This window comes from Mucilaginibacter sp., assembly GCF_041088075.1.
Taxonomy (GTDB): domain Bacteria; phylum Bacteroidota; class Bacteroidia; order Sphingobacteriales; family Sphingobacteriaceae; genus Mucilaginibacter_A.
In genome coordinates this window covers 85,307-107,189 of sequence record NZ_JBGCVY010000049.1, presented here as the reverse complement: position 1 = coordinate 107,189, position 21,883 = coordinate 85,307, and the positions used below count along the sequence as shown (strand labels likewise).

Here is a 21,883-nt window from a genome sequence, read left to right as displayed (position 1 = left end):
CCCGATAAAAGAAGCATCCGAAAATAAGTTTAAACAACTTTTTTAACTGTTTTGCGCGACAGCAACACATAAAAGCTGAACAATATCCCGGAAAGGAGAATGCCGGTCAAAATCCCGATCGAATATTTCAGCCGGTTTTTCTTTAAAGGAAGTTCCGGCTCGTCTACCACTTGTACGGTTGGCGTTTCCTGGGCCAGCATCGTTTTGCTCGATTCCAAATTTTTGACCGTTTCAGAAAAAATAGTGGACAAAACTATTTTATCGCGTTCGCGGATATCCACATTGGCGTTGGCAGTGGTGTAGGCCGGGTTAAGGTCCAACAAACTTTGGTTGGCAGCGGAAGCAGCGTAAGTTTTGCGGTTAAGGATTTGGCCAATACTATCGGCACGGTGCTGCAAACGGTTCACATTGTTCCGCAACCGTTTGGTTTTGGTGCTGATAAAAAAATCGGTGGACTGCCGAATCATCCTTGTACAAAAAAGCATCGCCAGTTTTTCATCGCGCATGGTAGTGTTCACTTCAAAAAAACCTAATTTTTTATCCGTTTTGGCAATACCGAATTCTCCGCCTAAAATCATGGTGGTCATTTCATGCAGCAAACTGTCTTGCAGGCGGGTGTTATGTTTGTCATCCGCAGGAAAACGGACAGTTTTGCCATTGGGGCTATACTTCAACCATTTTTTATCCAGCTTATAAACCGCGGCATAACGGTCGGCCAGGGTTTGCGTGCTGTCATAAGGCGTCAACAAAGTTTTTTTGATTAGCTTCTGGCTTTTGATCAATTCCTGCACATTATCCCCGGCCAAAACGCCGCTTGCGCCGCCCAATCCATCCAGGTTAAAACCAAATTGTCCGGCCAAAGAAGCCAACCCGCCTGCGCCGCCTCCCGATTTTGCATCATCCACCACAAAAGTTAAGCGTGCGGTATAAGTTGGCGTCCAACGCCATGCGGTTAAAGCGCCAAGCAAAGCACCGGCAATTAAAACCAAAGCCAGCGTTTTTTTAAACTGCAGCACATATTTAACGTCGTTGATACGGTCAACCAGCAGTTTGTTGAAAGAAAATTCTGGTTCATATGGGTAGGCCGGTTCCTGGTTCATGTTTATTTATGTAAAATGGCAAATAAACTAACTAAGGCAGTAAGCACCGGGGCAATAATTACAGCCAAATCGCCAAACCCTATTTTAAGCGCTTTCGGCGTTTTTACGGGAACGATAATTTTACTTCCCGGTTTTACAGATGGGTAATTGCGGAAGAATAAAAAATGCCTGACCGGGCGGTTCAGCCCATCCGGATATTTGATATATGCTCCTTTTAGCCGTGCATTTTCGGTAAGGCCTGCTGCCGAATTGATGTAATATCTAAACCGGCGGCCGTTGTAACTAACGAATTGCGGGTTATTTACTGCGCCCGAAACTTCTACATAAGAAATTACGCGAGGCACAAAAACACTGTCGCCCGGCAGTAAAACCATGTTTTTGTTGTTCTTGCGGTCGGCGTTTTTAGCAGCCAGTTCTAAGTTTACACGTACGCCATTTCTATAAACTTGCGTGTTTTCAACAGAACCATAAGGCGTTATGCCGCCAGCTCTTTTCAAAAAGTCGGTGGCTGTTTCGTCCCTTTTTTGCACGGCATAATCTCCGGGAAACAAAACTTCACCTTTAACGCTCACATTGCCCAGCGAACGGTAATTGACCAAACGCGGCACATTGATATAATCCAGCGGCTGCAATTCTACATCCTGACTACTGTTTTTATCGTCCATATTTACGATAAAAGTACTGACCAACTGGTTGGCCACGCTGTCCGATTCATTCTTGATAATTCTTGAAATCTCCACATGATGATCGGCAGCTTCTTCGTTAAAACCACCAGCCATTGCAATTGCATCCGCTAATTTGATGCCTTTTCGAAAGGTTAAAATAGAAGGCCGCCTAACGTAACCGTTTACCGTAATTTTTTGGTTTGAAGTGAAAGCCGTACGATCTTGAACGATGACGGAATCATCACGCAAAAGCGGCACATCGTTTTTACCGCTGATAATATCACTTGGCTTAAAAGCGATAAAATCTTTTTCTAAATTAGGCAAAGTTCTTTTGATGTAGCCGCGTTCCATATAAGCTTCCGGTTTTAAGCCTTGTGCTGTTTTTAACAGTTCGGCCAGCGTAAAACCGGCTGTTAATTCGTAAGTTCCGGGGCGATAAACTGCACCTTCCAAAGTAATACGGTTGGTGTAGCGATTAGTGATTGCACCGATTTGAACCAGATCACCATTGTGAGGAATGTAATTAGAAAACAGATTGGCCGGCACATCTTTTACTTCGCGTTCCAATGTATTAATCTGATCCACTTTTGCAATGCCTTTATAAGCAATATCGGTGTAGCCGCCAGCATAACGGATCAAATCGTCTAACTGTTCGGTTTCCTTCAGTTCATAAATTGCAGGCCTTTTAACCTCGCCGCTGATGCCAACACGTTTTTTGTAAACCGGAATTCGGATGACATCCTGGTCTTCCAAACGAACGTTTCCATCCAGCAAACCTCTCTGTAAAAAGGTGTAAAAATCAACGGTTTTATAAGATTTGTTATTTCTAATCAATTCAATATACCGCAACGAACCATTGGCGTTTGGCCCGCCCGAATTGTACAAAGCATTAAACAAAGTGGCCAAAGAGGAGAGCGTATAAGTGCCGGGCGTTTTTACTTCGCCAACGATTGTAATTTTGATGCTGCGTGTATTGCCCAGGTTTACGGTTAATTGGGTTTGTCCCGAACGCAAGGCCGGGTAAACTTTCGTCATTTTATTCCTGATCAAACTGGTGGCCTGTTCAATCGTAAACCCATTTACATAAACAATGCCGGCGTAAGGGATTTGCAAATTACCTTCGGGGCTGATCTTGGTACGCACGCTGCTTTCGTTTAAACCGGTTACCAATACAATCACTTCATCGCCCGGCCCCAAAACATAGCCTTTTGGCGTGGCCACGTTAAAGTTGGGTTCAAACCTGATGGCGGCCTGGTTAAAAAAATCAGTTCCATAAACATTTAAAACCGGTGCGGCGGCAAGCGGCGGCAAAGGCTTGACCGGTTTCGGCACCGAAACACTATCGTTGATACTTCTGGAAAAATCTATGTTTTTTTTCTCTGCGGACGATGCTGTTTTTATCGGTGTTTTTTTGTTGAGCCCTAACAAAGTAACGCGGTTTTTCAATTCTTCCACTTCCGTTGCGGGCATGCCTCTTTGCGCCAACAGCTTATACGCGTCTTGCTCGGAAATGCCCGAGTCCTGCAATTTTTTCCAGGCTTGTGTTATTTGGTCGTCGCTTAGCTGGCTTACTTTGATGGTTGAAGGGTCGCTCATAGACATACTTTGGGCCGAAGCGTGTTTTGCAAAAAAGATCAAACCGAAAAAAAATAAACAAAGCAGGTATTTAATGCGCATGTACAAATTGATGTTAAATTGAGCGGTGCAAATCTAAAATTTTAAATCGGTGAAAACCCATGGTTAAAAACCGGAATTTAGCAGGGAAAGTATTTTTGCCGATGCTTCTTTTATGCCGGTAAAAACAGTAGGGAAGCTGATGGTTTATGGTTCATTGTTGATGGCCAGCCAGTAATGCCTCATAAGCTTCCAAAGTTTGTTCTGCGGCCTTTTTCCAAGTGTGCGAGGTCAATATTTTTTCTGCCAGATGTTCAGGAAAGGCTGCTGCACTTGCACGTTCTACCGCTGCTTTAATGCTTTCCGGGTTTTCAGGCTTACAATAAAAAGCATCATTGCCAAAGTACTCGCGCGTGTCCCCTTTTTCTGTGATGACCAAATTGCAGCGCATAATGGCCGCTTCCAACGAGCTTAAGCCGGTTGTTTCAAACCAACTGGCCAGCACATGTACTTTGGCCAGTTGATAATATTTCACCAAATCCTCATGCGGCACGCGGTTTAAAAAAGTTACGTTGGATGCAGCCGTTGCCATGCACTCCTGGTAATAATCCAACTGGTTGGCCGAAGGTGCGCCAATCAGCACAAGTTTATATTTAGTATTGTTTAAAGCCTTGATCAAATTAAGCTGGTTCTTTCGGTTTTCGATACGGCCGACACAAATAACCAGGTTTTCATCTTTTGGAATCTCAGGATTGTAGGGAAATTTTTCCGGGTTGATGCCGTTGGTAACTACCATAGATTTAACCTTGCCGGTATATACTTCTTTTAGCCGCTTTAATTCTGAATAAGAATTTGGCAGGATAAAACCTGCCGTTTCCAGTACTTCGATCACACTTTTGCGCTGGCCGGTCAGCAAATATTTCAGGCTCGGAAAATGGTCTTTTCCTACCAGCCAACGGGCAATCGTTTTAAAATATTCCATCCTGTCTGTTGGCAAGCGGGAAAAAAAAACGCCAATGCCTTTTCTGTTGTACTTATAATAATCGCCATAAGTGCAATAAATAGTTGATACCACAAACGGAAGTTTAGACCTTTTGCTGTGGTAAACCATATCTGCCGGGCGCGGGATGCCAAAAAAATGCAGTAGGTCATACTTTTCATAAGGTATCGCATCTACTGAGCGCAGTATATCAACTTCAACACCCAAATCAACCAGCCTTCGTGCGGTTTGTTCAATTTGTACGGTATCGCCCCCGGCTATTTTATATAAGTTTAGTCTCGTAATAAATGCTACCTTCATTTTTGTCTGTTAACTCACTTCTTAAAGTTGGAAGAAGAAATAGGCCAAAGTTAAATATTTATTCAAGGATGTTCTTTTTTTCAGTCGGTTTAATTTACCGGAGAAAGCACCGGCGTAAATTTTTAAGTTGGATTAAACTAAACAAAAGCCAAAGCTGCCCGTATAAATTAGGTTGATCTATTAATTTGTTTGCAGTAAGTGTAACCAATGCTTCTTTTACACGTATAAAATTGGTGAGTGCTTTTTTAGCTGAATAAAAAACAAGGGGTAAAAGAAGCATGCAAAGTTTTTCGGACAATTGAATTTGGAAAGTTTTAAAATAATTTCAGATCTTAAAATTAACTGTCTTTTAAAAAAATGTTCTGGTTTGAGGCAAAAAAAGTTACTTTTGGAGCTAAGGTGTAACTGATAATGATAAGTCCTGCTGCTGTTCAATAACATCTAAATATTTAGCCACGATAGCTAAAACGACCATATGAAGAAGAAAATTTACATTGCGGGTGCGGGTGGGATGCTGGGCGAGGCTTTTTACCGCATCTTTAAAAACGAATACCAAATTAAATGTACAGATAAGGATGTAAATGAAAAATGGCTCAGCTTTTTAGATTTCCGCAACTTCGACCTGTACAAAAAAGACGTAGAAGATTTTAAGCCTGATTACCTTTTCCACCTGGGCGCTTATACCGATCTGGAATTTTGCGAACTCAATTTAGAAGATACTTACCTCACCAACACTACTTCTGTAGAAAACGCGGTCATGATCGCCAACCAGTTAAACATTCCGATGCTATACATCAGCACCGCCGGGATTTTTGACGGCAAAAAAGATTTTTACGACGATTGGGACGAACCAAACCCGCTTGGCCATTATGCACGTTCCAAATACATGGGCGAACGTTATGTGCGCGAAAATGCGAAACGTTACATCATTTGCCGCGCCGGCTGGATGATGGGCGGCGGACCGGACAAAGACAAGAAGTTCATCAATAAACTCATCAAGCAACTGGCAAGCGGAAAACGCGATTTGCACATTGTAAACGACAAGGACGGCACGCCAACTTTTACGGTGGATTTTGCCAAGAACGTTAAATTACTGATCGAGAAAGAATACTGGGGACTGTACAATCTGGTTTGCAACGGCGAAACAAGCCGCATCGAAGTGGCACAAGAACTGGTTAAAATTTTAGGTTTGGAACACGACGTTACTTTCCACGAAGTAAATTCCAGCTATTTTAAAGATACTTATTTTGCGCCGCGGCCAACTTCGGAACGCCTGATCAACCGCAAACTCGAGCTGCGCAACATGAACATCATGCGCGATTGGAAAGTGGCTTTAAAAGAATACATTGACGATTATTATACCAGCTATCTGGACGGAAAAATTACTGCCATAAAAGAACTAAGTACTACCTTATAAATCTACTCTTCCGATGCGTATCGCAGCTTTTGGTTTCCGGTCAATCCCGCCTGCAACCGGCGCAGCCGGGGCCGATAAATTTGCCATAGAATTATTTCCGAGACTGGTAAAACGCGGGCACAGCGTGGTTGGCTACAACAGGCGTTATCCAAATGTTTTTGTTGATGTAAAAGAATACAAAGGCGTTAAAATAAAAACCATCAAAACAACCAGTAAAAAAGGTTTTGATACGCTTTGGCACTCTTTCCGCTGCACTTTCGATATTATTTTTCATAACACGGCCGATATTGTCCACATCCAAAACGGCGGGAACAGCATTTGGGCCCTGCCGCTCCGTTTGTTCGGCAAAAAAGTATTTATCAGCCAGGATGGCGTGGATTGGAAACGCGACAAATGGCCCTGGTACGCCAAGCTGTATTTGCGCTTTTCAGCTTTTGTAACGGCGCATTTGCCCAACGAAGTCATCTTTGATAACGTCATCGCCAAAAAACTTTTTGAAGATAAATTCAAAAAACAGTTCAAATTTATCCCTTTTGGCAGCGAAGTTGAAATGGCAGAAGGGCCAACAAACATCCTCGAAAAAAACAACCTGCAAAAAGGCGAATATTATTTATTTATCGGCCGGTTTATTCCTGATAAAGGTTTGCATTATTTAATCCCGGCTTTTATCAATGCCAACACCAGCAAAAAATTAGTGTTGATCGGTGGTTCGCCAAACCCTTCTCCTTACGAACAAAAATTGCAGGACTTGGCCAACAACCAGGTTTTGTTTCCGGGCTACATTTATGGCGATGAAGTAAATGCGCTGATCAAAAATGCTTATTGTTACATTCAACCTTCGGATGTGGAAGGGCTTTCACCGATCGTTTTGACCGTGATGGGCTTGAATGTTCCGCTGATTGTGAGTGATATAGAAGAGAATGAATATGCCGTTTTAGATACCGCTCGTAAATTTAAAAAAGGAAACATTGCTTCGCTGACCGAACAAATCAATTACAGCGAAACGCATTATCCCGAAATGCTGGCCTTGGCCGAAAAAGCACAGCACCGCGCGTTAAGTGTTTTTAATTGGGAAAAAGTTGCCGATGAGCATGTGGAAGTATTTGCGAACAGTTAAGGAGTTTTGTCGGCCGCTGTTTAGAACCTTTTTAAATTTCTTTCAGTATTATTTTGGCTAAAGCCAAACCTAAATTTACTTATTCCACGGCCTAAAGGCCGTGGCAATTGAGCAGCCTCGTTTTACAAATCCTTTTTCACCTGCTGATAAAAAACCCTACAGCACAATGCTTTTTATTCATTGCCACGGCCTTTAGGCCGTGGATAAAGGGAACAAGAATTGGCTTTAGCCAAAACCACAAGCCCAATTTTAATGGCATAAAAGAAGCATGTAAAAACAGGCGGGACAAAATTAAACAGAGATTTTAAATCATCGCTGAAATTCCTCCGGCCCCGGCAACCATTTTTATTTTGATTAGGGATTGGCTACCGCAGCATTTTGCAAAACCACTTCATCGTCCTTCTTTTTACGGAACCGGTAAAAAAAAGCAATCACAAACCTGGTGCCTATAAAATGATTGATAAATATTTTTTGGGATTTTAAGGATATGGGCGTATAAGTCAGGTTTTTACGCATTTTAAAAAATTCGTAAAAGCCAATGATATTGTACCAGGTTTCTTTCCATTCGCCTTTTTTAAATGTTTTCAAATTGTTGATCAGCACCCGGATCAAATATTTCCATCTTGATTTTGGGAAATGTTTGTAGATAATGCCCAATTCGTGCTTGGTACATAAAACCCTGAGCCGCTTGGTGCTTCTGTGCACGGCACTTGTGCGATGATCAACTTTACATTTGGCAAAATATTCTACCCGGTAACCGGCATCAATGGTGCGTATGCCCAAATCCCATTCGTTAGCGTATAAAAAAATCCAATCGGCATAACCGCCAATTTTATCATAAACCGATTTTCTGAAAATCGCGCCGCAACCGATAAAACCAACAATGTCCTGCCCGTCTTTCCAGCGCCAACCTTTGCTGGTATAAGGGCCGGTCATAACATTTAAAGCTAAAATGCCGATGTCGGGTTTTTTATCCAAATGGTTGATGGCATCGTCCAAGCCCGAAACCACATGGCTGTCATCATCAATAATGATAAAATATTCTCCCTTTGCTTTTGCAAAACCCAGGTTCCAGGCAGGCGCGCCGGTGTTTACTTTGTTTTCGATTAACACCACATCCGAATGGTTTGCTTTAACCGCCTCTGCGCTCCCGTCCGAGGATGCATTGTCCACAATCACAATTTCATAGTCCCAAACACTGTTTTTGATTAGGTGTTTTGTTTTTGCGATGGTAAGCAGAAGTTCCTCTCTCCTGTTGTAATTGACCAGTACGAAAGAAGCTTTCATTTTGCTGTAAACATTTTTTTAGTCGGGTTATGTATTTTGGTTAATGTATGAAAGTCAATTGTTGGGCGATAGATTTTAGCTTGGAAAATAACGCGCGGCCAGTCTCAGCAAATAGATTCTATAAACACATTGTCCCAAATTTGGTTTTGATTTTTTGCGAAGGGCAAACTTGTGTTTAAATGCAAAATCTTATGTTCAATAAATTCAGAGTTTATTGATGCTTCTTTTATCACATAAAAATTGGTGTTTGTGCTTTTTTAAAATTGGCGAAACGCAAAAATAGACGCCAATTTTTATGCGGTAAAAGAAGCATCATCAATAATAAAACAATTGTTGATAGCCATATATCGACCACAACCTCAAATTAATTAATAATAAAAACAGTTTTGAAATATTGTTTTTGAGGAAAAATTAAACATACTCAGCTTATGTTGGTTTGCATTAACGCAATCATAAAATTATTATGGCCGAAGATAGTACCGTACGGAAATGATGCACGAATCCGATAAACATTGGGAGATCAAGCCGGAATCGTCATTGCTGGATGTAAAAATCAAAGAAACTTTAGAGTACCGCGATTTGCTTTGGCTGCTCGTCCGCCGCGATTTTATTTCGTTTTACAAGCAAACGGTATTGGGCCCAATCTGGTTTTTTATCCAGCCAATATTTACCGTCGTGATGTATTCGCTGATCTTTGGCGGCGTGGCCGGCATTTCAACCGATAATTTGCCGAAACCTTTATTTTACCTGGCCGGCATCATCACCTGGAATTATTTTTCGGATTGCTTGATCAAAACCTCGACCGTTTTTCGGGATAATGCTATCATTTTCGGCAAAGTTTATTTCCCGCGTTTAATCATGCCGGTCAGTATCATCTTTTCCAACCTCATCCGCTTTGGCGTGCAGTTGCTTTTGTTTTTGCTGATGATGCTGTACTATCATTTGCAGGGCGCGCATTTTCACCCTACTGTTTTTATCCTGCTTTTTCCGTTGCTGCTGCTTTTAATGGCCAGTTTGGGTTTGGGTTTGGGCATGATTGTATCCGCATTGACCACCAAATACCGCGACCTGGCTTTTATCGTTAGCTTTGGCGTGCCGTTGTTAATGTACAGCACCACAGTGGTTTACCCGTTGTCGGTTGCACCAAAGCAATTTTTAGGGGTGATAAAATATAACCCCATGACGCCCATCATCGAAACCTTTCGATTAGGTTTTTTAGGCACAGGCAGTTTTAGCTGGCACTTGTTAATTTATTCTGCCACCGTTACTTTTTTAATATTGCTTGGCGGGATTATTATCTTTAATAAAGTTCAAAAAAGTTTTGTAGACACTGTTTGACAAATATAAAATTACCAGGATTTTAGATGAGTGATATTGCAATAAAAGCAGAAAATGTTTCTAAACTGTACCAGTTGGGCGAATTTACAACCGGTTCTTTAAACAAAGATTTTGAAAGATGGTGGGCCAAAATACGCGGAAAAGAAGATCCGTTTTTGATGGTAGGCGAAGTAAACGACCGCACCAGTAAAGCAAAAGGCAACTTGGTTTGGAGTTTAAAGGATATTGATTTCGAAATTAAAAAAGGGGAAGCGGTCGGCATTATTGGCCGCAACGGTGCCGGAAAAAGCACGTTGCTTAAAATCCTGACCAAAGTAACCTCGCCAACTACCGGAAAAATTATTGGCGAAGGCCGGATTGCCAGCTTGCTGGAAGTGGGCACAGGCTTTCACCCGGAACTTACCGGAAGGGAAAACATATTTTTGAACGGTGCCATTTTGGGCATGAAAAAGTGGGAAATCCTAAAACGTTTTGATGATATTGTTGAATTTTCGGGCGTGGAAAGGTACATTGATACACCTGTAAAACGCTATTCCAGCGGTATGTATGTGCGTTTGGCTTTTGCAGTGGCCGCCCATTTAGAATCGGAAATTTTAATTGTAGATGAAGTTTTGGCCGTAGGCGATGCCGAATTCCAAAAAAAATGTATCGGCAAAATGAACGATGTAAGCAAAGGCCAGGGCCGTACGGTTTTGTTTGTCAGCCATCACATGGCCGCGATCAGTGCGCTTTGCAACACCGGTTTATATTTAAAAAATGGCCGGTTGGTGGATTTCGGAAACATGAACAACCTGATAACCACTTACTTTAACGAAGGTAAGCTAAAACCAAAAAGTACCGTTTGGACAGGCAGCGATGGCGATGACAACATCAAATTGTATAACTGCAGCATCTTTCCGGCCGACCTGGAAAACGGCTTCTCCACCACAACCGATTTGATAATTGAAATGGAAGGCGAGGTGCTTAAACCAATATTGGGTTTGATCATGGGCTTCACCTTATGGTCCGAACATGATTACGAATTGGCCTACGTACTTTACGATGATGCCGAAGGTTCCGTCAAAACAGTTGATCCGCAGTATTTTAAAAAGATTTTTAAAATCCCGGCCAACACACTTGCGGCCGGCAAGTACCGCATCGAGTTTGATGTGGGCATCCAATACGTTAAACGGGTGATACACGATAATTGCGACATCTTTTTCACGCTGGTTAACAAAGACGGTTTGGGCAGGAAATTCCCGGCAGAAGGGCGCGGCAGGACAAGCATGTTCCGGCCAAATTGGACGGTAAAAAACTGATGTTTTTTAGCCAGCCTTTTATCCAGAGTACACTGATTTTTAGGTGGTAAAAGAAGCATCCGTAATCATCAAAACAAAACCAGGTTTGTTAAATTCCTGGTGTGATAAAACCAATACGGCCGATTGATGTTTTAAAACCAGATTGCATTTCAAGCCGTTTTTGCCGAAACTTTTTTAGAAACCTTACCCTCAGCATCAGCAATTTTTATTTGATACTTCTGGTCAACAATTACGCATGTTTAATTTTTCATTTATCAAAGTTGTGTTTTCAGGAAATATACTTGCTAAAAGAAGCATTCCGCTTTTACAAAAAAGCGTTTTAATAAACGATAGCAAAAATCATTTCTACAGAAATTTTTTCAAGGCTTCCATACATTTAGTAAAACGGTTTTTGGTTAAATTGGAAATGAACCCGGTTTGCGCAACAATAAAAACAGCCCAATAATATGCGTGCCTCATTTGTAATTGTTAATTATAACCGGAAAGATGAACTGCTTAAAACCATATCCAAAACAAAAGAACTGATCAACGGCAACCCGGATTATGAGATCGTAATTGTTGATAATGCTTCGATTGATGGCAGTGCTGATGCGGTTGAAGCGGCATTTGCCGATGTAACGGTTATCCGCAAAGCACAAAATATGGGCGCGCCAGCCTGGAACGAAGGTTTTGAGCGGGCCAAAGGCGATTATATGATCATTATTGATGACGACAGCCATGTAGAATCGGGTTTGAAAGATGCCTTGGATTACTTAGACCGAAACCAGCAAGTGGGTGTGCTGGCGCTCAATGTTGTTTCCGGCCCGTACACCAGCGAAGATTGGGAATGGCAGGATGGCCAGGATTTAGTGGGTTTTATCGGTTGTGGGGCCATTTTGAGAAAAGAAACTTACCAAAAAATTGGCGGTTACGCGGATTGGATATTTTTATATGTAAACGAATGGGACTTGGGCCTGCGGGCGATAGAAGCCGGGTATCAGGTTAAATATTTTGCAAAATGCAAAGTGGTGCACCGGGCAAGCAAAATCAACCGGAGCAGTAAGCGCCTGCGGGTTTTTGTAACCCGGAACGAAATGGCCATTGTTTACAAATATTTCCCCAAAAACCGTTGGAAATATTTAACAAGGATAGCCATCAACAGCATGAAAGGTTTGAGGCAATTGCAACTGAAAGAAAGCTGGTACAATTTAATCGGCATCATCGAATTTTTGAAGATGAAAAAAACGTTGGCTTATACGCCGGTTTCAGAAAAAAGCCAACAAACTTTTCTTAAATATTTTTGGAGCACAAAGCCAGCTTTTGAATTTGTTAAAAGGGACGTATCAAACTTGTATAAAAAAGTAGCCTTAAAAAAAGCATAATCACCAACAACCATAACATTAAAAAGCCATACAATTTATGAAGCTTTCATTTGTAATTTTAAACTTTAACCGGGAAAAAGAACTGCTGCAAACTTTGGAAAAAACACAGCAGCTTATGGCTGGCAAAAGCGGATTTGAAATTATTGTAGTTGATAATGCTTCCGTTGATCATAGTGTTGTTTCGGTGAAAAAAAACTTTCCAGGCGTTCATCTAATCGAACGGAAAACCAACAGCGGTATAGCCGGTTGGAACGATGGTTTTGAAGCCGCCAAAGGGGAATATTTAATTGTGCTGGACGATGACAGCAATATCGAAAGCGGTTTAGACGAAGCCATCCAAGTATTGGACGATCATCCGGATACCGGGATTTTAGCTTTGAATGTTACCGGCGGCGCTTTTCCTACCGATTACCTCATCCACATGCAAGACAATATTGATTTTATTGGTTGTGGCGCCATCATCCGCAAAGAAGTTTTTAACAAGATAGGCGGCTTTGCAGATTGGCTTTTTATTTATACCCACGAATGGGAATATGCGATACGGTGTTTGAACGCCGGTTATAAAATTAAATACTTTGAAGATTGCCACGTAACTCACCGCACCAGCAACATCAATCGGACTTCAAAAAGGCTAAAGGTTTTTTCGATAAGAAACGAAATGGCCATTGTGTATAAATTTTTTAGCGAACAAGACCGTGCAAAGTATGTGGCGCGTGTTTATCTAAACAATTTAAAAAGCATTTATCATTATGGTATTAGTTCGATACCGTGGTATTACATGGCTTTGAAAGAGTTTTTAAAGCTGCGCAAAAGCCTGGAACACACGCCCGTAAGCCGTGAAGTGCAGGATTTTTACAGTAGAAGCTGCTGGTCAACCAGGCGTTTTTTTAAGATTATATAATCCTCGTTTTAAAATTTTTTGGTTTTGTTTACATGCTTCTTTTACCACCTAAAATTTAGTGAACGTCTCAACAAAAAACACAAATTTTACAGGCATAAAAGAAGCATCGCAATCAACCCTAAGTTTATTAAAGAAACCCTAAACTTGTTAAATTGCCTGGACTCGATTTAAACAAATTTTTAAAATAGTTGCATCAGTCATTCTATGAAATATCAGCTTAATATCCAGCGTAAAAATTTTGATTTAAAACATGCAGGCACAAAAGCGGTAACCGATTGCGGACAAATATTAAGCAGCAAAGGTTATAAAAACATTTCCTTATCTTTTAATAAATCACCTTACCTCATTGGGTTTAGTTTGATAAAAGTAATTGCCCAATTGTTGACTTGGACAGTAGTGCTAATTGAACCAGGTTCGATAATTGTTGCCCAATATCCGCTCATTGGCGTCAACCGCTTTTTTAAGCTTTTTATACATTTGTTGAAAGCGAAAAAATGCAAAGTAATTTGTATCGTCCATGACCTTAATTCGCTACGGTATCAACAATCAGATTTGCAAGTGAGCAAAGAAATTGCATACTTAAATGCTTATGATACAGTCATCAGCCACAATAACCAAATGACCGGATGGTTGAAAAACAAAGGTTTGGCAACGCTTGTATTTCCAATCCAACTATTTGATTATTTATACCAGGAAGAAAATAATTATAACCGGTCAGCGGCTTTTTCTGCGGATAAAAATGAAATTGTATTTGCCGGAAACTTAAACAGGGGTGCATTTATTAATCAGCTTTTTGAATTAAAAGAATTGCAATTTAGTTTGTACGGGCCAACAAATGATAGTCAGAAGATATCTAAACAAATAAATGTAACCTGGAAAGGGACTTTTGAACCCGAACTTTTGATAACAAAGCTGGAAGGAACCTTTGGGCTAATTTGGGACGGAGACAGCATCAATGATTGTGTAGGCGAATATGGAAATTATATTTGCTATAATAATCCGCATAAAATTTCACTTTACCTTGCTGCCGGTTTGCCCGTAATTATACCAAAGAAAGCAGCATTAAGCACATTTGTAGAAAGAAACAATTTAGGAATTTGTATCAACAGTTTGGCAGATATTGATAAATGTATTGGCCAAATTACCATTGAAGCTTACGATAAAATGCTTAAAAACATTGAAACTTTACAACAACAATTAAAGCACGGCCACTTTTTTTCAACAGTTTTAAATTGTATTGAAAAAGAAGAATGTTTTTTGAAAGGGTTTGCACAAACAACCATTGCAAACAGAGGGTAAATAATTTTTTAGATGAAAAAATTAATCTCCAATCCTAATTTCATTTATATAGCTTCGTTTATCGTCCCTTTTTTGTTTTACAGTTTAGCATGGTCTAACTTGTACCCAAAGCTTGGTTTAAACCTTCTCTTGTTTTACCTGTTTACTTTTGTCATTTGTATTGTTTTAGGCAGCGTTATCTATTTTGCCAAACCGTTTTCTTATACTCCGGTAGCTGTTTCCAAATGGAACAGTTTAATTATATTGCTGATCTATATATTCTATTTTATAGAAGCTTTGTATTCCAGAAAAATACCGCTGATTGGATTGATCCAGGGAACTTATGATTACAACGAAGATACATTTGGGATACCGGCGTTCCATACTTTTGTTGATTCATTTGATACTTTTTATTGTGTATATTTATTTCACCAATATGTTTCAAGTAAAAAAAAACATTTGCTTTTCCTGTTTTTTGTATGCCTTTTTCCTTTTATCATTTTGGTTTACCGGGCCAATATTTTAAATGTGCTGCTTGGTTCTTTTACCGTTTATTTGTTAAGCCGAAAAGCAATATCTGCCAAAATAATAATTAAAAGTTTGGTTGGGATAGTTGTTATTTTGTACCTGTTTGGTTTTATGGGAAATCTACGTTCGGGCCACGGCGATTCAACTTTTGTTCCCAGAGCGTCAGAAGCAACCGAAGAATTTATGAAAGGGCCGGTGCCAAATGAATTTTACTGGTCTTACCTGTACATTGCGTCCCCTGTTGCAAATCTTCAAAACAATATTGATTATACTATTGTGCCAAATGGCGATTATTTTGGGTTTGTAATGCACGAATGTATTCCCAATTTTGTTATCAAACTTTTACAAATGCGGGGGATTGAATTTCACCAAATCAATCCTTTTCTTAACGTGGGCACAATTTACGTTTATAGTTTTTCTTATTTAGGCTGGGGCGGAATGGTGTTTCTTTTTATCTATTTTGTTGTTTTGATAAACCTTTATTATTATGCTTTGCAACGCACAAATACTTACAAAGTAGCCGGAATGGCCATGTTGTATAACGTTATCATCTTTGCAAATTTTCACAACACCATTGCTTATGCCGGGTCGAGTAGCCAACTATTATATCCCATTATTTTTTCTATAGTTACCGATAAAATCATCAAAAGAAACAATCTCAAAAAATTAAAAAAAGCTGGTTTGCCTGTTGAAGTGGTTTGAGTTTTATTGGAACTTTTTTTTAAATTATTAATTCTGAATTTATCATATAAAATCAGAATGTTTTTTATGCGGTAAAAGAAGCATATTAATAACTACTTGTACCATGACGAAAAGTATTTTTATAAATGCTTCTATGATCACTGCAAAGCCAACAGGCGTAGGGATATACAATATTGAATTGTTAAAGAAACTTTTACCGAAACTTGTTAAAGAAAATATTGATTTTGTAGTCTATTGTTACCATCCAAAACTGGTTGAAAAATTTATTGATAAAGATAAAATCAGGATACTTTCTTTGGGGCCGCTGCTTGATAAAATATTTTTGCGTTTTGTATCTGTCCACCGGATTTTATGGAACCTTTTTGTATTAAACAAGGCTGCTGCCGCTTATGCAATGGTTTATGCCTTGGCAACTTACGGTTCTTTAAACCGCAAAAAACAAATCATAACCGTACATGATTTGATTGCCTTGCAATTTCCACGGCAGCACAAGTTTCAGTATTTGTACTTTAAATTTATTGTGCCAATTATCTTAAACAACAGTGTCAAAATTATTGCCATATCTAATTTTACCGCAAAAGAAATCACGAAACATTATCCAAAAATAAAGCAGTCGAAAATAGAAGTGGTAAAAAATGGCATTGATCATATCCTGGATCAATCCACTGCTGTTTCTGATGATTGGGTTGATAAAATCACACATCATAAACCTTTTTGTTTGATGGTCGGCGCATCTTATTATCATAAAAATGCGGAGACACTTTTAAAAGTGGCAAAGTTACTCGAACTAAATCATATCCAATTTGTGGTGGCAGGCAGGCCGTCATTGTATTATAAAAGCTTGATGGCAGATGCAAAAAAACAACAAGTAAAAAATGTTTTTTTTATGGATTATGTAGATGAAGCAACGTTGAGTTCTTTGTACAAAAATGCGGCCTTGCATATTTATATCAGTTTATACGAAGGCTTTGGTTTTCCGCCGGCCGAAGCAGCATTTTATGGTACAAAAACTATCATTTCTAACCATCCGGCTTTGTTGGAAATTTACGCTGACCGCTTTCCAAGTGTTGAGCCTAAAAATGCAATGATGATTGCCGGTTTGATCAAGCAAAATTGTTTTCCAATTGCCAAAGATGCCCGGGTTTATCCCATCTTAAAAATGATGTACAATTGGGAAAAAACTTCGGTGAAAGTTTTTGAGTTATTGACGAATGCGATAATATTTATTCAACAAAAATAAATACCAAACTTGTTTAAACTTATTATTTTGTGCTTTACACCATGCTTCTTTTACCCTATAAAAATTGGTATGATTGGTTTTTGATTTGTCAGGCCACCAATTTTTATAGGGTAAAAGAAGCATCAGCCTAAAAAACAGGGCCGTAAAAAAAAGTTTAAACCACATCATTCGTATAAGTTGACTTCATGAATTTGTGGGCAGATTGCTTTTTTCGGTTCAATACTCCCCACAAAACCAAACAACCCCAGTTTATTGTTTCAAAAAAATAAGTAAAAATACTTGTTAAGTAACATTTATATGCTTTTTCTATTTTTTTTTAAACAGTTTCAAAATCACTGCGTTCTACAATTATGGCAACATTCTTAGTTTGTAATTAAGTTGTTGTTTTGTTGGATTAATTTACCGTCTTGGCATTAACTGTTTAGCACTTTTTCCTTCAACGTAGCCCATCCTTTTTAATGCCATAAATATTACAGTTAAGGCAATCTTTATTGTGTAGAAACCATGTTTGATATCACAGGGTCTATTGTGTTGTATAAAAATTCGCCGGCATTAGTGAAAAAAGCTATTGCCAGTTTTTTGAACACTAAATTAAATGTTAGGTTGTATTTGATTGACCATTCCCCAAATGAGGATTTGAAGTTTTTGGGCGAGGATGACCGGATCGAATACATTGCTAACCCTTTAAACCCCGGTTTTGGCGCCGGCCATAATGTAGCTATTCGTAAGGCAGCCGAAAAGTCAAAGTTTCATGCAGTCATCAACCCGGATATTTATTACAACGAAGGTGTAATCGAGCCGATTATAGATTTTTTTGAACAATATCCCAGGATCGGAACAGTAATGCCCAAAATTTTATATCCGGACGGCAGGACACAATATTTAGCAAAACTTTTGCCTACGCCTTTAGATTTTATTGTGCGTAGGTTTATACCTTTTGATTTTATCAGAAATAAAATTGATAACCGTTTTGAGTTACGGAAATCGGGTTATAACCGGTCGTTTAATGTTCCTTTCCTTTCCGGTTGTTTTATCATATTTCGTACAAGTGCCTTGTTAAAGATTGGCGCTTTTGACGAAAATATTTTTATGTACACCGAAGATATTGATATCTGCCGAAGGATCATAGATTTGGGCTACCGGTGTATGTTTTTTCCAAGCGTATCGGTGTACCATGACCATGAAAGAAAATCTTTTGTAGATTTTAAAATATTTAAAATCTATTTAAAGTCGGCCATTTACTATTTTAATAAATGGGGTTGGTTTTTTGACCGCGGCAGGGAAAAAATAAACCACGACACTTTGAAACAGTTTAGTGCTTTAAAAGGTGCTTATTAAGGTTTTAGCTAAACCGCTTTTTTGAATACTTCAACAATTTGCCGGGCTGTTTTTTCCCAGGAAAACCTCTGTAAACGTATTTGCCCTTTCCGGATCATTTCTTTTCTAAGTTCCGCATCTTCCAATACTGTTTTTATGGCGGTAAAAACAGCATCGGTATCAAAAGGGTCAAATTGCAAAACGGCATCGCCGCCAACTTCGGGCAGGCAGGTGTTGTTGGCAACCAAAACGGGAATATTGTGTGCAAAAGCTTCTAAAACCGGTATCCCGAAACCTTCGTTCACCGAAGGGAAAACGTACAGCAAAGCGTTTTGATAAAGCTGGCTTAAAGCGGTATCCGGCAAATATCCTGTCAGGACAACCTCGTTTTGAAGCTGGTTTTTTTTGATGGCCTCCAAAATCAATTTATAATCTGTTTCATTTGCAGCCGGAGGAATTGGCCCGGCCAAAACCAATTTCAAATGTTCAAACCCGGCTTTTTTTACCTTGGCAAAAGCAGTAATCAAGGTTGGAATATTTTTCCGTTTAAACATCGAACCTACGTGTAAGATGTACTGCAAAGGCAATATCGAAAAGGCTTTGAGCAATTGTTCGGGTTGATTGTTGCTTTTGGTTTCGTTTAAAGATTTCGGGCCTTCATAAACCACCACCAGTTTTTCGTTTGGGATTTGTGTGAAACGATGGATTTGTTGTTTGGCATATTCAGTCGGCGTAATTATAAATGCCGCCCTTTTTGCTGCCGGGATTGCCATTTTTTTATACAGCCACAACCACAACTTGCCGTAGTTTTCGGGGTTTTCAAAGAAGAAGGCATCATGAAAAACAGGAACGGTTTGATAGCCCAAATGGATAAACGGGACAAAATTATCGGTGCAAAAAACCACATCGCAGTTTTTAAAAAAAGCTTTCAGCGGCAAAACCAGTTGCTTCCAAAGCTGATATTTAAAATGCTCAATCCATTTTAAAATTTTGTTGTTGCCGGTGTAAATGGGAAGGCTGGTATCTAAAAAATGAAAGCAAATATTCGACTGATCCATCTGCTTAAACGCTTTGCACAACTCTTCCAGGTAAGTTTTGGTGCCGGTTTTGGCCACACGCAAATCGCGGATATCTACACCAATGGTTAGCGGTTTGCGCATGGTTTTATTTTGAATAGAAGTTGAGCCAATTTCATGGAATGCTTCTTTTATCGGTATAATTTTGGTGTGTTCAATTTGGAAAATATCTTTCGATCACACTAATTTTTAGGTGGTAAAAGAAGCATTGATCAACCCAAATGTTTTTATCTTTCCTTTAATATTTTTGCCGGAACGCCAGCCACAATCGAATTTGCCGGAACGGATTTGGTAACTACGCTTCCGGCCGCAACCACACAGCCATCGCCAATAATTACGCCTGCCAAAATAGTTGCCCCGGCGCCAATCCAGCAATTGTTGCCAATAAACACTGGGTTTTTGGCAACACCTTGTTCTTTGATCGTTTTTTCCTGATCGGCATAATTATGGTTTTCTGAAAACACCTGCACGTTTGGCCCAAAAATAACATCATTGCCAATCGTGATCCCGCCTTGTCCGGCCAGATAAACCCGCGCGCTGATCCCGGTTCGGTTTCCGATCGTAATTCCGGTTCCTTTTTGGGCGATAATTCCGGTACAAAACAAAATACCATCGCGTGCGATAGAAACATCATCGCCCAAAACAATCCCGTTTGCAGAAAGTGCATTGATGCTTACGTTGTCTTCCAAAATCAAATTTTTTCCGGCACTTAACTGATAAGCATGGCGAACTTTTACATTATTTCCCAAAAAAACAAACCCGGACGATTGCTTTAAAAAAGGCTTCAGCAACAACCCCCGTGCAAGCTGCACCAAACGAACGCCGGTGATGCCCATCAAATCCCGGAAGGAATATTCGCTTTCCCATTTGTAGTCCGGGTTGTTTTTTAGCTTTCGGATCAGGTTTTCAATAAACATGGGCTTCTGCTAATTCGGGTTTGGGTGCCGGTGCTGTTTTTACCTGCATAATCATGTTGATTAATAAACCGGACAAAAACCAGTTCATGTAGGATAAATACGTGGACGACTCTATTTCCGAAGTTAAGGTAGAGATCAAAAGTCCAATTTTTATCAAAAAAACAGTCATGCACACTTTTCTTTCCTTTCCTTTTAACAAAGGGAGCCATTTTAAGCTTGTTTTAATAAACATTACGTAAACCAATAAGTATAAAACCATAGCTATGATTCCGGCCTGAACGCCAATGATAATGAATTGATTTTCGCCGCCTATATTTTGATCTAAAGTAGCACCAACCCTTCCTGATGACCCTAACCCAAGCCCGAAAGGATATTGGATGATGGATGCAATTCCTTCTACCCAAGCTAAAAGATGCCCCACGCTGGATGGGTCGCTAAAATCGATCGTATTCAAAATAACCGCAATAATACCACTGTGGTTGTTTTCAAATTGATAAAACAAATAGGCAATATAAACTGCGCTTAAACCCAACAACGTTTGGATCGCATTGACAATCATTTTTCTTTTGGTAACCAATGCATATACATAGATCATAATAAAATAGCTGGCCAATGGCGCGCGCGATAAGGCAAACAGGATAGACAAAAATGTGGCGCCGAGGGCAAGCAGACCGATGCCATTGATGTTTAGTTTATTGTCGTCCCTGGTGTATAGGCCGGCAATTACGGCAAGGGCAAGCAGCGTGGCGGTGGCATGTTCAAGCGGGTTGGTAAAAAAGCTGCCGAAACGGATGTAGCCACTATCAGAGGTAAAAGATGTTTGCAGCCCATAAGCACCACTTGAGTCGAGATTGAAGAAGTAATAGCTGTAATCAAAATAACCGGAATGAAATTGCAAAGGACTTTGGGCAGCTACCTCAACAAGCAGTATGGCCCCGGCCGCGATAGTCAGTAATATAATATAACTGAAATATTTATTGATGTAAATGGTTTTAGGATCAAAAAAACGTCCCATAAAATAAACCATAATATAAAAAGAAAGACCTTTTAAAGCCATTAGCCGATTCACAAATCCCTGCTCACCAATAGGCAAAATGGCGTAGATAATGAGGTATAGCAAAAAAGCAAATATCAGGTAATCTATAAGATGAAACCTGGGGCGGTGTTTTAAGCTTGCTATATTTAAAAAAAGTACAGTAAGAACAAGTGCTTCTTTAAAACCCTGCATGTAAGGGATAAAACCTTTCAAACCCAGCATAAATGTAACCGACATTGCGGTGGTATATATGGATAGGCCGAAAATCATAAATACAAGTATCCCGCTGGTTCTTCCATTCAATATATCTTTAAGTGCAATAATGAAAGAAGTAATAAAAATAAGCGGGAAAATGAACAACATTTTTTAGGGTACTACTCTATTAAGTATC

Annotated in this window: 17 protein-coding genes; 10 read left to right on the top strand and 7 right to left on the bottom strand. The window is 39.7% G+C overall.

The genetic code is table 11. From position 1 onward, the window contains the following. Window positions 1-29: 29 nt before the first annotated feature. The 3 genes from V5804_RS12400 to V5804_RS12390 all read right to left on the bottom strand — a co-directional run bounded on the left by V5804_RS12400 (window position 30) and on the right by V5804_RS12390 (window position 4,679). On the bottom strand, window positions 30-1,100 hold the full coding sequence (locus V5804_RS12400) for a hypothetical protein (RefSeq protein ID WP_369591707.1): 1,071 nt from the start codon (window positions 1,098-1,100) through the stop codon (window positions 30-32). Window positions 1,101-1,102: 2 nt separating this feature from the next. Continuing rightward, entirely contained in the window at window positions 1,103-3,442 is a 2,340-nt protein-coding gene (locus tag V5804_RS12395) for an SLBB domain-containing protein (protein WP_369591706.1), read from the bottom strand. A gap of 151 nt (window positions 3,443-3,593) precedes the next feature. After that, window positions 3,594-4,679 (bottom strand): glycosyltransferase family 4 protein, encoded by a 1,086-nt coding sequence (locus V5804_RS12390; protein ID WP_369591705.1) that lies wholly within the window; start codon window positions 4,677-4,679, stop codon window positions 3,594-3,596. Between the two features lie 475 nt (window positions 4,680-5,154). Here V5804_RS12390 and V5804_RS12385 point away from each other — a divergent pair, with 475 nt between their 5' ends. Continuing rightward, entirely contained in the window at window positions 5,155-6,096 is a 942-nt protein-coding gene (locus V5804_RS12385; protein ID WP_369591704.1) for an NAD(P)-dependent oxidoreductase, read from the top strand. Between the two features lie 13 nt (window positions 6,097-6,109). Then, window positions 6,110-7,213, top strand: a complete 1,104-nt coding sequence (locus V5804_RS12380; RefSeq protein ID WP_369591703.1) for a glycosyltransferase — start codon at window positions 6,110-6,112, stop codon at window positions 7,211-7,213. A 354-nt stretch (window positions 7,214-7,567) separates the two neighbouring features. Here V5804_RS12380 and V5804_RS12375 read toward each other — a convergent pair whose 3' ends face one another. Further along, window positions 7,568-8,500: a glycosyltransferase family 2 protein gene (locus tag V5804_RS12375; protein ID WP_369591702.1), complete on the bottom strand. Its 933-nt coding sequence runs from the start codon at window positions 8,498-8,500 to the stop codon at window positions 7,568-7,570. 489 nt (window positions 8,501-8,989) lie between these two features. Here V5804_RS12375 and V5804_RS12370 point away from each other — a divergent pair, with 489 nt between their 5' ends. The 8 genes from V5804_RS12370 to V5804_RS12335 all read left to right on the top strand — a co-directional run bounded on the left by V5804_RS12370 (window position 8,990) and on the right by V5804_RS12335 (window position 18,484). Continuing rightward, window positions 8,990-9,838, top strand: coding sequence for an ABC transporter permease (locus V5804_RS12370; RefSeq protein ID WP_369591701.1), 849 nt, complete (start codon window positions 8,990-8,992; stop codon window positions 9,836-9,838). Between the two features lie 26 nt (window positions 9,839-9,864). Beyond that, window positions 9,865-11,136, top strand: a complete 1,272-nt coding sequence (locus V5804_RS12365) for a polysaccharide ABC transporter ATP-binding protein (protein WP_369591700.1) — start codon at window positions 9,865-9,867, stop codon at window positions 11,134-11,136. Window positions 11,137-11,582: 446 nt separating this feature from the next. Next, window positions 11,583-12,497, top strand: a complete 915-nt coding sequence (locus V5804_RS12360; RefSeq protein ID WP_369591699.1) for a glycosyltransferase family 2 protein — start codon at window positions 11,583-11,585, stop codon at window positions 12,495-12,497. A gap of 37 nt (window positions 12,498-12,534) precedes the next feature. Next, a complete protein-coding gene (locus V5804_RS12355) occupies window positions 12,535-13,398 on the top strand; it encodes a glycosyltransferase family 2 protein (RefSeq protein WP_369591698.1) in 864 nt (287 codons plus the stop codon). A gap of 204 nt (window positions 13,399-13,602) precedes the next feature. Next, on the top strand, window positions 13,603-14,697 hold the full coding sequence (locus V5804_RS12350; RefSeq protein WP_369591697.1) for a hypothetical protein: 1,095 nt from the start codon (window positions 13,603-13,605) through the stop codon (window positions 14,695-14,697). A 12-nt stretch (window positions 14,698-14,709) separates the two neighbouring features. Continuing rightward, window positions 14,710-15,906 (top strand): hypothetical protein, encoded by a 1,197-nt coding sequence (locus V5804_RS12345; protein ID WP_369591696.1) that lies wholly within the window; start codon window positions 14,710-14,712, stop codon window positions 15,904-15,906. Window positions 15,907-16,009: 103 nt separating this feature from the next. Next, complete coding sequence (locus V5804_RS12340; protein WP_369591695.1) at window positions 16,010-17,146, top strand: glycosyltransferase family 4 protein; 1,137 nt, start codon at window positions 16,010-16,012, stop codon at window positions 17,144-17,146. 504 nt (window positions 17,147-17,650) lie between these two features. Then, window positions 17,651-18,484 carry a glycosyltransferase family 2 protein gene (locus tag V5804_RS12335; protein WP_369591694.1) on the top strand — a complete coding sequence of 278 codons (834 nt, stop codon included), beginning with the start codon at window positions 17,651-17,653 and terminating at the stop codon, window positions 18,482-18,484. Between the two features lie 8 nt (window positions 18,485-18,492). On the opposite strand, the gene V5804_RS12330 is transcribed toward V5804_RS12335, so the two are convergent. From V5804_RS12330 to V5804_RS12320, 3 genes are all read right to left on the bottom strand, one after another. Next, window positions 18,493-19,623: a glycosyltransferase family 4 protein gene (locus V5804_RS12330; protein ID WP_369591693.1), complete on the bottom strand. Its 1,131-nt coding sequence runs from the start codon at window positions 19,621-19,623 to the stop codon at window positions 18,493-18,495. 143 nt (window positions 19,624-19,766) lie between these two features. Further along, window positions 19,767-20,456: a DapH/DapD/GlmU-related protein gene (locus V5804_RS12325; protein WP_369591692.1), complete on the bottom strand. Its 690-nt coding sequence runs from the start codon at window positions 20,454-20,456 to the stop codon at window positions 19,767-19,769. Further along, window positions 20,446-21,513 (bottom strand): O-antigen ligase family protein, encoded by a 1,068-nt coding sequence (locus V5804_RS12320; protein WP_369591691.1) that lies wholly within the window; start codon window positions 21,511-21,513, stop codon window positions 20,446-20,448. The genes V5804_RS12325 and V5804_RS12320 overlap by 11 nt, the downstream gene beginning before the upstream one ends. Window positions 21,514-21,883 lie beyond the last annotated feature (370 nt).